The sequence below is a fragment of the Photobacterium frigidiphilum genome, from assembly GCF_003025615.1.
Classification (GTDB): Bacteria; Pseudomonadota; Gammaproteobacteria; order Enterobacterales; family Vibrionaceae; genus Photobacterium; species Photobacterium frigidiphilum.
Genome location: NZ_PYMJ01000047.1, coordinates 20183 through 35147, shown reverse-complemented (window position 1 = coordinate 35147; position 14965 = coordinate 20183). Strand labels below are relative to the sequence as shown.

The 14965-nt window shown below is 42.0% G+C and carries 12 protein-coding genes; 9 read left to right on the top strand and 3 right to left on the bottom strand.

All coding sequences use genetic code 11. The features are described from left to right. Positions 1–203 precede the first annotated feature (203 nt). Both C9J12_RS26760 and phhA read right to left on the bottom strand, forming a co-directional pair. Positions 204–542 (bottom strand): 4a-hydroxytetrahydrobiopterin dehydratase, encoded by a 339-nt coding sequence (locus tag C9J12_RS26760; protein ID WP_107245796.1) that lies wholly within the window; start codon positions 540–542, stop codon positions 204–206. After that, on the bottom strand, positions 535–1347 hold the full coding sequence (gene phhA, locus C9J12_RS26755; RefSeq protein ID WP_107245794.1) for a phenylalanine 4-monooxygenase: 813 nt from the start codon (positions 1345–1347) through the stop codon (positions 535–537). The genes C9J12_RS26760 and phhA overlap by 8 nt, the downstream gene beginning before the upstream one ends. 547 nt (positions 1348–1894) lie before the next feature. Between phhA and C9J12_RS26750 the strand changes: the two genes are divergently transcribed. The 9 genes from C9J12_RS26750 (at position 1895) to C9J12_RS26710 (ending at position 13247) form a co-directional block, all read left to right on the top strand. Next, entirely contained in the window at positions 1895–3049 is a 1155-nt protein-coding gene (locus tag C9J12_RS26750) for a homogentisate 1,2-dioxygenase (protein ID WP_107245793.1), read from the top strand. A 91-nt stretch (positions 3050–3140) separates the two neighbouring features. Then, complete coding sequence (locus C9J12_RS26745; RefSeq protein WP_107245791.1) at positions 3141–4163, top strand: fumarylacetoacetate hydrolase family protein; 1023 nt, start codon at positions 3141–3143, stop codon at positions 4161–4163. A 21-nt stretch (positions 4164–4184) separates the two neighbouring features. Continuing rightward, on the top strand, positions 4185–4844 hold the full coding sequence (gene maiA / locus C9J12_RS26740; protein ID WP_107245789.1) for a maleylacetoacetate isomerase: 660 nt from the start codon (positions 4185–4187) through the stop codon (positions 4842–4844). A gap of 62 nt (positions 4845–4906) precedes the next feature. After that, positions 4907–6913: an acetoacetate--CoA ligase gene (locus C9J12_RS26735; RefSeq protein ID WP_107245786.1), complete on the top strand. Its 2007-nt coding sequence runs from the start codon at positions 4907–4909 to the stop codon at positions 6911–6913. A 175-nt stretch (positions 6914–7088) separates the two neighbouring features. After that, positions 7089–8081 carry a CobW family GTP-binding protein gene (locus tag C9J12_RS26730; RefSeq protein WP_107245783.1) on the top strand — a complete coding sequence of 331 codons (993 nt, stop codon included), beginning with the start codon at positions 7089–7091 and terminating at the stop codon, positions 8079–8081. A 91-nt stretch (positions 8082–8172) separates the two neighbouring features. Further along, a complete protein-coding gene (locus tag C9J12_RS26725; protein ID WP_107245781.1) occupies positions 8173–9558 on the top strand; it encodes a TldD/PmbA family protein in 1386 nt (461 codons plus the stop codon). Further along, entirely contained in the window at positions 9558–10901 is a 1344-nt protein-coding gene (locus tag C9J12_RS26720; RefSeq protein WP_107245779.1) for a TldD/PmbA family protein, read from the top strand. Before C9J12_RS26725 ends, C9J12_RS26720 begins: the two co-directional genes overlap by 1 nt. A 219-nt stretch (positions 10902–11120) precedes the next feature. After that, on the top strand, positions 11121–11615 hold the full coding sequence (locus tag C9J12_RS26715) for a hypothetical protein (RefSeq protein WP_107245776.1): 495 nt from the start codon (positions 11121–11123) through the stop codon (positions 11613–11615). A 12-nt stretch (positions 11616–11627) separates the two neighbouring features. Then, on the top strand, positions 11628–13247 hold the full coding sequence (locus tag C9J12_RS26710; protein WP_107245774.1) for an ABC transporter ATP-binding protein: 1620 nt from the start codon (positions 11628–11630) through the stop codon (positions 13245–13247). Positions 13248–13417: 170 nt separating this feature from the next. On the opposite strand, the gene ansB is transcribed toward C9J12_RS26710, so the two are convergent. After that, positions 13418–14482, bottom strand: a complete 1065-nt coding sequence (gene ansB, locus C9J12_RS26705; protein WP_107245772.1) for an L-asparaginase 2 — start codon at positions 14480–14482, stop codon at positions 13418–13420. Positions 14483–14965: the final 483 nt, after the last annotated feature.

Genomic DNA, 14965 nt, shown 5'->3' with positions numbered 1-14965 from the left:
CAACGGCGGCTACAACCTGCAATTTAAAGCCCAAAGTATAATCGCGTTGAGTACGTTTAACGGAGGGGGTGATTGATGTAGTCATAATAAGTCCTAAATGTGTAAACACATTTCAGGACGGGACAATCGAAATGAAAAAGCCACAACAAAAATGCTGTGGCTTTTCTTTCGAACAATACATCACGTTCAACATAAAGAACGCACTATTCAAAACAACGATCAGTCTTCGCAGCGCAAATAAAATCATTCTTATGTAGCCCTTTCGCTGAATGACTCCACCAGCAAACGGTCACTTTCCCCCACTCTAACGTTATGCTTGGGTGATGAAACTCTTCTTCGGCTAACTCAGCAATTTTATTACTGAAAGCCCAAGCAAGTTTAAAGTTTTTAAATGTAAATTCACGTTCCAGTTGTTTAATTCCACTACGCTCTATTACGCTCCACTGCGAGATACCCTGTAACATCTCTTCTAATTCAAGATCCGTTACTTTTGGTGCATCAATGTGGCAAGCTTCGCATTTCAATTCATGTAAATTAGACATATTCCCCTAAATGCTCCTTTTTCTTGGGTGGAAATAACGGTTTGTGTAGCCCCAAAACTTTGGCTTCTTGCACCATGCTCATAATGTCTTGCTGTGCGAGTTCATACAGCTGGTTAATGTTTTGAATCACAAAATAGAGTGGCTGCATAATATCGATTCGGTAAGGCGTGCGCATTACATCGACTGGCTCAAAAGGCTTATAACGTGCTTTTCTACCTGTATATACATACTCTGTCTCCCCAGGGGAAGATAAAACACCACCACCATAAATAGTAAGCTGATCGGTTGTTTTCATTAAACCGAATTCAACGGTAAACCAGTACAGCCGGGCTAAATACACACGATCTTCTTTACTGGCTTCATAACCTAATCGTCCATACGCGTGGGTGAATTTAGCAAAAGCGGGATTAGTCAGCATCGCGCAGTGGCCAAACACTTCATGAAAAAAATCAGGTTCTTGCAAATAATCAAACTCATCACGACTTCGTAGAAAGGTGGCGACTGGAAACTGTTTATTAGAAAGTAAATAAAAAAAACGGTCGAAGTTAATCAATGCAGGTACTTCTACACATTCCCACCCCGTCGTTTCTTTCAACACTCGATTAATATTCTTTAACTGCGGAACATGGTCGGTAGGTAAGTTAAGTAATTTTAGCCCAGTAAGATATTCTTCGCAGGCTTTCCCCTTAATACAAGTGAGCTGTCTTACAACCAAATCGTGCCAGATTTGATTCTCATCTTCACTCCAATCTATAAAGCCATTTTCATCTGACTTTTTAGAGACATACTTGGTCGCTTTTCCCATAAAAATGCCCTCTAATTCTCACACCCAAACCTCATTCAATATGAATATCTGATCTTGTTGTTATTTGGGTATACGCCTAACCATGGCTTAATCGGAAATTAATGATTAACAGCTTCACCATTAAATCTATGAACGCAGATAATCTATACCTGTCCTTTTTATAAAGATTAGGTGTTTTATAGGGGGAAATGGAAGCCGCAAATAGGAATCAAACAAAAACAATGTGTAACATAAATTTTACATGTGCTTTGTGCTGACACTTTCGACACAATAATCAAGCATAACCAACCTCCTCTCTTATGCAGCTTCTAAAGGGATAAATTAACAGTTTGAAAGATATGAAGTATCTCTACAGTAAGAACGATTTTAGAAATACATATATGTAAAATATTCAACACACTATCGGTATTTCTATTACTGCCATTTAGTTGATTGTTTACTGTAACTCCGCCAAAGTTAAATCATTAATTAACATTCATTTAACCTTTCTCGACTCTTGTGTTTGGTTAATCGATGTTAAAAAGGCTGACGAAAGAGGGAGTTAATGATGCAGCAATGGTTTCAGTTTCCAATCATTGAAGGAAAAGCTTCTCGGCAGGCACATTGTGATCTTCCAGAAGGTACTTTCGAACGCGAATGCGGGAAAGAAGGTTTCTTTGGCCCAGCTAGCCATATGTATCATAAGCACGCCCCAACAGGCTGGATAAAATGGGAAGGCTCACTTCGACCACGCGCGATAGACACCACCAAGCTTGAACAATCAGGCATTACACCGTGGGATGCCTCGCTGCTTCTTCATAACGACAATGTGAAAATACGCGTCTGGAATAGCCAACAAAGTATGGACCATTTAGTACGTAACGGCGATGGTGATGAAGTGATATTTGTTCATCGTGGCTGTGGTCATTTCTATTGTGATTACGGTCATTTAAGTTTTAGAGACGGTGATTACATTGTTATACCCCGCGCCACCAGCTGGCGTATTGAAATGGATGAACCCGTATCACTGTTACTGATTGAAGCGTCAAACAGCGGCTATAAAACACCCGATAGAGGTATTGTCGGACAACACGCCGTTTATGACCCTGCGATATTAGAATATGCTCGCATTGATGATGACTTTTTAGCTCAGCAAGACGATCTACAGAATAATAAACAGAGCGATCAACAAACGTGGGAAGTACTATTAAAAGCGCGAAACCAAATGAATACCATTACCTACCCTTACAATCCACTAGATGCACAAGGTTGGAAAGGTAACCTCACCGTTTTCAAATTAAATTGGCGTGATATTCGTCCGTTAATGAGCCACCGCTACCACTTACCACCGTCAGCACACACTACATTTATCGCAGATGGTTTTGTCATCTGTACCTTTGTACCTCGTCCGATCGAAAGCGATCCAAATGCGCTTAAAGTACCCTTCTTTCATAACAATGATGACTACGATGAAGTGCTGTTTTATCACCGTGGTAATTTCTTCAGCCGAGATAACATTGAAGCCGGAATGATCACTCATCACCCTTGCGGATTCTCTCATGGCCCCCACCCTAAAGCACTTGCAGCGAGTCAGACGAATCAGAAAAAAGAAACTGATGAAGTTGCCGTGATGATTGATACACGCTTTCCATTAGAAATAGCAGACTTACCTGAAGGTGTTGAAAATAAAGACTATGTTTATTCTTGGTTGAACCGTAAATAACGGCAAGTAACAACACATAAATCATTCATTCCATTGCTTATTTTCTATTAACTTGAATATATAGATTTACATTGTAAATAAGGAGCACACCGTGAAATTAGCGTCTCTACATCAAGGTCGTGATGGGCAACTCATTGTTGTATCAAGAGATTTAACACAAGCCGTTCACGCACACGACATTGCCCCAACCCTGCAATTTGCGTTAGATAACTGGGAGCAAGTTGAATCTGATTTACAGCACCTCTATCGCAATCTTAATGATGGCGTTGCTCATGATGTTTTTCCTTTCAACCCGCACGGATGTGCTTCGCCGCTTCCTCGTGCATATCAATGGGCTGATGGCAGTGCTTATGTTAACCACGTTGAATTGGTTCGAAAGGCCCGTGGGGCAGCAATGCCTGAAAGCTTCTGGACCGATCCTTTAATGTACCAAGGTATGTCTGATGGCTTTCTTGGTCCTTATCAAGATATACAAGCAGCCGATGAAGCATGGGGAATCGATTTTGAAGGTGAAATTGCGGTCATTACCGACGATATTCCAATGGGAACACGCACAGAACAACTACACGACCACATTAAATTGCTGATGTTAGTGAATGATGTGTCGTTACGTAACCTTATTCCTAATGAACTTGGCAAAGGGTTTGGGTTCTTCCAATCAAAACCCGCATCAGCTTTTTCACCTGTAGCAATAACGCCCGATGAACTGAATGACAGCTGGTATGATTTTAAAGTACACCACCGCCTAACAGTCCACTTAAATGGCGAATTATTTGGACAGCCTCATGCGGGAACAGACATGACCTTTAATTTCGCTGAATTGGTGCAGCATATCGCGAAAAGCCGCCATGTTGGGGCGGGAACAATCATTGGTTCAGGCACTGTATCTAACCTTGACCGTACAAGTGGCTCTTGCTGCTTAGCCGAGCGACGTATGCTTGAAACGATTGAAAATGGCATCCCCGTAACCCCCTTCATGAAGTTTGGCGATACCGTAAAAATAGAAATGTTTGATGACGATGGGCGCTCTATTTTCGGTGCAATAGAGCAGAAGGTCGTTAAATACACTAACGTCTATGATAAACAAGATTTAGAACGCCATAAACCCGTTTAAATAAAAAGGGCTGGAATAACAATGGATGACGCAATTGCAATAACGCTATACGATTATTACCGTTCTTCTGCCTCGTACCGTGTTCGTATTGCATTAAATTTGAAAGGGTTGGATGCAGGTAAAAGCTACGCGCAGTGCCCTATTTCACTCATTGATAATGAACAAAACAGTAGTAGTTATACCACTGTAAACCCTAATGGCTTAGTGCCTAGCGTGAAAACCGACCACGGAATATTGAGTCAATCTTTAGCGATCATTGAATACCTCGATGAAACGTACCCAAATATTCCTTTGCTACCTAACGATCCTTGGCAAAAAGCGAAGTGTCGCTCTTTTGCCTTATTGATTGCCTGCGATATTCACCCTTTAAATAATCTTCGCGTACTTAACTACTTAAACAGTGATTTAGGCGCTAACCAGAACGAAAAAATGGTTTGGTATTTTCATTGGCTTGAACGCGGTTTTCAGGCATTAGAAGCCATGTTGAATCGTAGCCCATCGTTTGAACAGACTTTCTGTTTCGGCAAGCACGCAACGTTGGCTGATATTTGCTTAATTCCACAAATTTACAACGCGAAGCGTTTTGATTTTGATATGACTAAATACCCCAATCTCTCACTCGTTGATCAGCATTGCCAACAAATAAGTGCATTCAAACTGGCTCACCCCGATCAACAGTAAGTGAGCTGCACTAAACTAAACAATCATAAACATGACGACGTTACGCACGGAGGGTTTAACCAATGACAGTAAACACCGACGATCCACACATGCTGTGGCGCCCTTCACGGGAGCGTATTCAATCCAGTTTGCTCTATCAATTTATGATTCAATTAAGTAAGCAACAAAATACGCTGTTTCATGACTACCACCAGCTACATCATTGGTCTATTGCCCATAGCGACATCTTCTGGGATCAAGTTTGGGATTTTTCTGATGTGATAGGTCATAAAGGCGATCCCACTTGCTTTACCCCCTTGCAGTCAACGCTGCCAGCTAAAGAGACACAATGGTTCCCTAATGCAACACTGAACTTTGCTGAGAATCTACTCAAAAACTGGAATCGACATGCAGCTGCAGATGCCATCGTATTTCACTGTGAAGGGCAAAAAGAACAGCAGCAACGTATAAGCTGGCAACAGCTCTATCGTCAAACATCACAACTTACCCAGTTTCTCGCCGATAAAGGGGTTAAACAAGGTGATGTAGTCGCAGGATACATACCCAACATACCTCAGGCCATTATTGCCATGTTGGCTACATCTGCATTGGGCGCAATTTGGACATCGACGTCACCCGACTTTGGTGCAGACAGTGTAGTAGAACGATTTGGTCAAACCAAACCCAAAGTATTATTAGCGGCAAACGGCTATTTTTATAACGGAAAATCACACAGCAGCTTAGGCAATATTACGCAAATGCTGTCTCAGCTTCCCAGCGTCGAACAATTGATTGTTGTTCCCTATACCCAGGTAGATATACGAGCTTTTACAGCTTCTATCCCTAAAACTATCACGCTAACTCTTTGGCAAAGTGCATTAGATCCATACGAACCAGCAGATATTCAATTTGCACCTGTGCCTTTTAACCATCCGCTGTATATTTTGTATTCATCAGGCACTACAGGTAAACCCAAATGTATCGTACACAGCACTGGGGGGTTGTTACTAAATCATCTTAAAGAACACAAGTTACATTGTAACGTAAAGTCTGGTGATCGGATTTTCTATTTCACGACATGCGGCTGGATGATGTGGAATTGGTTAGTCAGCGGGCTAGCTTCTGGGGCTACCGTCATACTGTATGACGGTTCACCATTTTACCCAAATGCTAGCGTATTATGGGATATGGCAGAGCAAGAGCAGCTTTCATTGTTCGGCACATCAGCGAAATATTTAGAAGCACTCGAAAAACAAAATTACAGCCCAAACCAGTTCTATTCATTACCACACCTACAAACATTATGTTCAACAGGTTCAGTGCTTGCACCAGAACAGTTTGACTATGTATATAACCACATAAAATCTGATGTTCAGCTTGCTTCAATTTCTGGTGGTACAGATATTTGTGGTTGCTTTGCTATCGGTAATCCCCTTAACCCAGTTTATAAAGGAGAATGCCAGAGCCAAGCATTAGGTATGGATGTGCGTGTTTTCAATGAACAGGGGCAATCAGAATTAACCCAACAAGGTGAACTTGTTTGTTGTAATAGTTTCCCTAATCAACCGATTGGTTTTTGGAATGATCCTGATGGAAAGCGCTATCATAATGCGTATTGGAATACCTATCCGAATACATGGCATCACGGCGATTTTGTAGCATTAAGCAGTACGGGTGGCATGGTTTTCTTTGGGCGTTCTGATGCCGTATTAAACCCAGGCGGTGTACGTATCGGTACAGCAGAGGTTTACCGCCAAGTAAACCCATTACACGAAATTACCGATTCAGTGGTGATAGGACAAAACTGGAAGAACGATGTGCGGGTGGTGTTATTTGTTCAGCTTGCCGATGGTTACCTGTTAGACGACGCACTCAAAGCCACGATACGCCAGCGCATTAAACACCATTGCTCTCCCCGTCATATACCTGCCGTTATTCTGCCAGTTACTGATATACCTAGAACCAAATCTGGTAAGTTGGTGGAACTTGCCGTGCGTAACATCGTGCATAATTTGCCAGTAACAAATATGGGAGCCTTGGCAAACCCAGCAGCATTAGAAGAGTATAAAGGGCTTAAAGAGCTGGAGTAGTATTCAACTAGCCATTGGAATATGGCCTATTAGGCGTACTTTCGTCTAAATTAGCGTGTTTTTCGACCACTTTGGTCATGCAAAAAATACCTCTCTTCTACCTACGGCTCTTTTTGAGTAACATGGATGTATTGAAGACGGTTACCCCGTCGTTCCGAAGGAGATCTGTCACAGCATGAAACGCATTCCTACTAATATCATCACGGGCTTTTTGGGTGCTGGTAAAACGACCTCTATTTTATCTTTACTGGCTCGCAAACCTGAAAATGAAAAATGGGCAGTATTGATTAATGAATTTGGCAACGTCGGCGTCGATGGTGCAATCCTTTCTCAACAAGGGGCGATCATCAAAGAAGTGCCGGGGGGTTGTATGTGTTGTGTCGCGGGCCTGCCTATGTCTGTCGGTATTAATGCTTTATTGGCGCAAAAACCTGACCGCTTATTACTCGAACCGACAGGCTTGGGTCACCCTAAAGAAGTCATCACTAAGCTTACATCGGGCATGTATGAAGATTACATCGACCTTCGTGCAACCATTACTGTGGTTGATCCTCGCCATTTTGCAGATACCGCGTATACCGACAATTCCAATTTCCAAGATCAGCTCGCACTTGCCGATGTGGTTGTCGCCAACAAAATCGATGAAAGCACAGAGTATGACCTCATCGCATTTGAACATTTTATTGAAAGCTGCCAACCTGCAAAAGCAGCGATTGGTAAAGTTCAACAAGGTGAGCTTGAACTTAATTGGCTAGACGTTGAACGCCTAGAACGAGAAGCGCAACATAGCCACCATCATCACCACTCAGACAGTGCCGACATGGCACCGTTGCCCGATTTTGAATTAGCCCCAGGGCAAGTTTTTGTGCGTAAAGAAAATAGCGGCCAAGGCTATCGCAGCTGTGGTTGGTTCTTTGCTGCCGATCAAATTTTCGATTTTTCCCAGTTATTTACACTATTCTCAAAGATAAGTGCCCAACGCGTTAAAGCCGTTGTGAACACTGAGCGTGGTTGTATTGCCTTTAACGTGGTAAACCAAGTGGTATCTGTAAATGAATTATCGTTAGATGGCTTTGAATCACGTATCGAGTTTATCGACAAAGAGCTTCTGCCTTGGGATGAACTAGAAAGCATTCTGTGCTCAATAGTTAGAAAAGAGTCTTTATAATTCATAGAATCGACCTATCGCACTAATAATGTGAACACGTTATCGATTAGTGATAGGTTGATCTGGTTATTTTATTCAGCAAGGAGCAACCATGCTAAACCCTGCTACTGCTAAAGCAGTTATCGATCATGCCCTCTTTCTTGGGGCTGATTTTGCCGAATTATTTGTAGAGCATCACCAATCAAGCTCTGTAGAATTAGTCTCGGGTGAGGTTGATAAAGTCAATTCAGGTATCGATTTTGGTATCGGCATTCGTTTATTTTTCGGTTACAAAGTACTTTACGGCTACACCAACAGCACGGAAGAAGAAGAATTAAAACGTGTTACTAGCCTACTTACCGCAAAAGATAAACGTGATCAAATCATTGATGGCGTAGCATTAAACCTTAATCGCTACACCAATAAACACACTTGCCAGTACCCACTGAGCCAAGGTGCAGAACTTGCACAAAAAATTGCCTTCTTGAAAGAAGTTAACCATGCAGCCCGCGCTGAAAGCGACAAAATCTCTCAGTTCATTGGCCGTATGTTGCAACGTGAACAACAAATTGAAATCTTCAACTCTGAAGGTCTTCATATTGGTGATACCCGCCATTATACCCGTATAGCAGCGACTGCAATTGCGCAAAATGGTAGCGACCAATCTACCGGTTTTGAAGCACCGGGCGCATTAACTGGCTGGGAATTTCACAACAGCGTAAATGCGAAAGATCTTGGTCAACACGTGGCTAAACAAGCCATGGTTAAACTATTTGCCGATCCTTGTCCGTCAGGCGAAATGCCGGTGATTATCGGTAACGGCTTTGGCGGTGTTATCTTCCATGAAGCCTGTGGTCACCTACTTGAAACCACATCAGTTGCAAAGAAAGCCTCGGTTTTCCACGATAAAATGGGCAAGATGATTGCCAATACTGTGGTCAACGCTGTTGATGATGGCACCATGACGAATGAATGGGGTTCTATCAACATCGATGATGAAGGTATGGAAACCCAACGCACCCAGCTGATTAAAGACGGTAAGTTAACCAGCTTTATGGTTGATAAGTTAGGCGGCATGAAGACTGGCTATGCGCCAACAGGTTCTGGCCGTCGTGAATCATACAAATACGCACCGACTTCTCGTATGCGTAATACCTTCATTGAAGCAGGCAACAGCTCGCTTGATGAAATGGTAGCCAGTGTTGAGCACGGCATTTATGCGCCGAAGATGGGCGGCGGTTCTGTTCAACCAGGTACTGGTGAATTTAACTTTGCCGTACAAGAAGCCTACTTAATTGAAAATGGTAAGATCACTAAGCCATTGAAATCAGCTACCTTGATCAGTACTGGACCAAAAGTATTGAAAGAAATTAGCATGGTGGGTAATGACTTTGCATTAGCAGCTGGCATGTGTGGCTCTGTAAGTGGTTCAGTGCCAACGACTGTTGGCCAACCGGCACTAAAAGTTGACAATATTCTTGTTGGGGGTGGTAACTAATGGCTGATCAAAACAAACTTCAGAATGCGATTGACCACGTATTAGAAAAAGTAAAAGCAGCGGGTGCACAAGCCGATGTTATTGCCAACCGCAGTAACAACTTTTCACTGAAAGCCAACGACGGTGAACTTGCCGAATATAAAGTGACATCAGGGCAAGTTATTGGTGTGCGGGTAGTGAAAGATCAGCGTGTAGCCACCAGCTATTCTGAATCATTAGCGCCAGAAAGCCTTGATATCATGCTCGAACAAGCACTGCAAAATGCTCAGTTCTCTCAGCAAGATGAACATCAAGCTATTAGCTGTATTAACAGTAAAATCACCACTAACATTGCCGAAATCTATCAACAAGATAACGCAACAGTTGATGATAAAATTGAAATGGCGTTAGCGCTTGAAAACGGTGTGGTATCAAAGCCTCACGCTTCTAGCTCGCCATACAATGGTTTCGCTGAATCTGACAGCCAAATAATTCTAGCGAATAGCCAAGGCACGCTTTGTCACCATCAAGAACGTTCTACCTATTGCTATGCATACACCTTGTACGAGCAAGACGGTAAGCAATCGATGCATGGTGGCATGTCTTCAGGACGTCGCTTTGACCAACTCGATGCAAACTTCTGTATCAATCATGGTTATGACATCGCTCAAGCCTTGCTTGATGGCGGCCCTATTGCGACTCAGAACTACTCAGTCGTCTTCGACTTAAGCTCGCTCAGTAACCTGTTTGGTGCATTTAGCATGAGCCTGTCGGGGCAGTCGGCAATGAAAGGGATCAACCCTTGGCGCGACCTATTAGGGCAGCAAGTGGCCAGTTCGCTATTAACAATTTCTGATAAAGCGATTGTTAAAGGTGGTTTTGCAATTAAGAGCTTCGACAGTGAAGGTTTTGCTGCACGTGACACCATTTTAATTGGTGAAGGCAAGCTACAGAACATGCTTCACAATAGCCATACAGCTAACTTCTTTGGCATTGAGAATACTGCCAATGGTGCACGTTCAGCTAAAGGCGGTTTAGGCGTATCACCTCGTCATACTGTTATTGCTGCTGGTACAAGTTCTGATGCAGAAGTCACGGCTGGCGAATACCTTGAGCTTATCGAGCTTCAAGGGGTTCACTCTGGAGCAGATGCTGTAAGCGGTGATTTCTCGTTCGGCGCGAGTGGCTTCTTATGCCGCGACGGCAAACGCGTTCAAGCTGTTCGTGGCATTACCGTTGCTGGTAACTTCTATCAAATGCTGAAAGAAGTTGATGCGGTAAGTAATACACTAAACAACGATTACGAGCGTGATTTCTTTGCACCACAGATTCGTTTTGCCCGTTTGAGTATTGCAGGCAAATAAAACAACAGTTAGTCAGACAAAAAATAGATCACAATTGTGGTCTATTTTTTTAATAACATATATTAAAAATTCTATAGTCAAATACCTTCCCTATTCTGCCGTAATTAATCCCCAAAAAACCACTCGCACAACTAAGACTTAAAAGAGAGGTAATTGATTTATCTTGCAAGTGATAATAAATATCATTATCGTTAAGTCTCTTATAAAGTGAGGTAACTTATGGAATTGCAGCAATGTTGGGTCCGTTATTTAAAAGCTGAGCAGCTTATGGAACAAGGTCATTGGCCTGAAGCGCATCACCTATACAGTGAAGTGTTAAATAATCTTCCTGCACATATCCATCTCGCTTTAGAAGACGAGAATATTAAACCCTGTCAATTCTCATGCTTATTAATCGCATTAAGAGATGCCACTGTCGCACAATCTTCAATACTCAATCGAATGGGACAATATCAGAACGCATTTGCAATCTTGAATCAATCTTATGCCCTATTGCAATTTATCTCTCTTGAAACAAACATTCTTGTACAGCGCACAAGCTCGACTCTCGATAAGCAAAGTGACGATCTTCTGCATTATATGGGGGCTTTTTGTATCGCTCAAAGTGATTCTCAATGGATGGCAGAATACGAACAACTACAAAAAGCACACCATTACTTTGCCCAATTAAAAGTAACCTCAGATTCATTCCACCCAACGCATCTCATCAATTGATAAGGATATATCATGCCAGACCAAGCCATTCTTCAAGTTCGTAACCTCTCTGTCAGTTTTACTACTAATGATGGAATGGTCGAGGCGGTGAAAAATATCAACTTTGATTTACACGCTGGCGAAACACTTGCCATTGTAGGGGAATCCGGTTCAGGTAAATCTGTCTCGAGTAATGCGTTAATGTGTCTATTACCAGACAATGCCATTATCTCTTCACAATCGAACATTATTTTTGACGGTGAACCAATATTAGCAAAAACCGAACGTCAAATGCAGTCTATTCGAGGCGAGCGTATTGGTATGATTTTCCAAGAACCGATGACCTCTCTGAACCCTTATTTACGGGTGGGCATTCAGGTTGCAGAAGCGATTATGTGTCACCGCCGTATATCTCAATCTCAGGCAAAAATCCGTGTTTTAGAGCTTTTTAAGCTTGTTCATTTACCCAACCCTGAACAAGCTTATACTAAGTACCCTCACGAGTTTTCAGGTGGTCAACTGCAACGTATTATGATTGCAATGGCCCTTATCAATGAGCCCAATATTTTGATTGCTGATGAGCCGACCACTGCGTTAGATGTGACGGTTCAAGCTGAAGTTCTCGATTTAATCAAAGAAATCCAAACTAAAATGGGAATGGCGATCCTGTTTGTTACTCACGACCTTGGTATTGTTAAGCACTTTGCTGACCGCGTACTGGTAATGTGCAAAGGTGAAATAGTGGAAGAAGGCAAAACAAAACAACTTTTCCACGCCCCGCAACATGAATACACACAAATGCTGATCAACTCAATCCCCAAAGGTCAGAAAGATCCCATCAAAGCCAATGCTCCCGACCTTCTTCATGCTGAGGATATTCGCGTGAAGTTCCTAATAAAATCTCACTTCATTAAAAGTAGGAATCAGTACTTTGAAGCGGTAAAGGGTATTTCATTCACACTAAAACAAGGTGAAACATTAGGGATTGTAGGCGAATCTGGCTCAGGTAAATCAACACTAGGTCGCGCTATTATTGGCTTACTTCCCTCTACGGGGAAAATTGCTTACAAAGGAATCGACCTTAGTTCACTCACAGATAAAGAGCGCTTTGAACTGAAAAAAGACGTACAAATGGTCTTCCAAGACCCTTACGGTTCTTTGTCACCTCGTATGACGGTAGGAGAAATCATCACTGAAGGTTTAACGGTGCATCAACCTCATTTGTCTAAACAAGAGCGTTTGCAAAAGGCCCGTATAGCACTTGAAGAGGTTCGCCTAGACCCACATTCAATTAACCGTTATCCTCATGAATTTTCAGGGGGACAACGCCAACGTATAGCGATTGCTCGTGCGTTGATTCTTGATCCATCCTTTATTTTACTGGATGAGCCCACATCAGCACTTGATCGCTCTGTTCAACTCACTGTGATTGATTTACTTAAAGATATTCAAGCCAAAAGCAATATAGGCTTTCTGTTTATTAGCCATGACCTTTCTGTCGTCAAAGCGCTGTCTGATCGAGTATTAGTAATGCAAAATGGGGAAGTAATGGAACAAGGCACAGCCGAAGAGATATTCCATAATCCTCAGCATGAGTACACCAAAAATTTGATCAACGCTTCGTTTGATTTAGATGAAGAAGCAATAGCCTAGGTATTAATTAATTTTCAGAGCTGGTCATATTTAGGGCGGATTATATTTTGATCTGGCCATATTTATCGCAGGTTTCAGGACGGGTTTCATAATACAAAAAAAGCCGCAAAAATGCGGCTTTCATTATTCTAAAATCAACTCTAACATCAATATCTGGCTAGAAGAATGGCTTAATAGAATTGGAACATCTTTTGAACTTCTTTGTAATCTTGAGTTTGTGTTAAAGACAACATCAATAAAATACGGGCTTTTTGTGGGTTCAATGTACCTGATGCCACGAAACCAAATTTAGCATCATCCACTTCTGCATCAAGTGTTGTTGAACCCGTTGGTGTACGAGAGCTACGGACTACCATAGTGCCATCTTTACTCGCTTTTACTAGCTCATCAAAAATAGTGTGGTACATATTACCGTTACCCACACCTGCACTTACAATGCCATCATACTTAGCATCTATCAGTGCTTTTACCGGTAAATCTGAAGCATTTGCATAGTTATATACGATACCGACTTTAGGTAGCTCTTTTAACTTAGATACATCAAATACGGTATCAGATGTATGCTTGCGTTCTGGGCTACGCTGATATTTTACATCACCATTGTGGATATAACCTAGCGTACCAAAGTTTGGCGATTGGAACGTATCAACTGATGTTGTATTGGTTTTAGTCACATCACGAGCGTCGAATACATTGTCGCTCATCGCAACCAATACACCACGCCCCTCAGAATCTTTATCTGCAGCGGTTACAACAGCATTGTATAAGTTCATTGGTCCATCAGCACTCATAGCAGTCGACGGACGCATCGCCCCAACAAGTACCACTGGCTTATCGCTTTTAACTGTTAAATCAAGGAAGTAAGCTGTTTCACCCATAGTATCTGTACCATGAGTGATAACGACACCGTCTACATCATCTTGTGCAAGTAATGCGTTAACTCGATTTGCCAGTGTTAACCAAACTTTATCATTCATGTCTTGAGAGCCAATTTTAACGACTTGTTCGCCACTAATATCCGCAATTTTTGTCATATCAGGTACAGCAGCAATCAGCTCATCGATGCCCACTTTACCTGATGTATAGTTAGATTCTGTTGCTGATTGGCCAGCGCCTGCAATCGTACCGCCAGTTGCGAGAATTTTAATATTCGGCAGATCAGCAGAAGCAAAAGAAAATGTGCTGAAGCACAAACCAGCAACAACCATACCTAAGCGAATTGGATTATTTTTCATTGTTATACACCTATAGAGATTCATCTGGAGTTATTTAATTAATCCAGAATTCTAGCCTGATGTAATAATACTTTTGTGGTAGGTATCACTTAAATGAATATTCAAATAGTGACCTGTATAACAAAGCGGACAGGTGTAACCAATAGATTAACGAACATAAAATCAAAATAAAGATAGTGGATTACTGATTATTTACTACTTTAACAATTACACCTCTAATCACCCAATTCATCGACAACAAGTACGAATAGTTTACCTTTAATATCCAATCGCTAAATCGGGATCGATTTAATAATAGGTATTCACACAAGAATCACCTAATTCTAGCTCAAGAAATTCACGGACACTATCGATTGGTTCAGCTTCCCACATACACTGGCAAAGCCCCTCCCGTTAGCTCAGCATGGTCGAGTGTAATAAATTTGGTTGTACGATCCTTGATCCTATGTGCGATGCTTTCCGTTGCATCAGGTTGAGATTGAC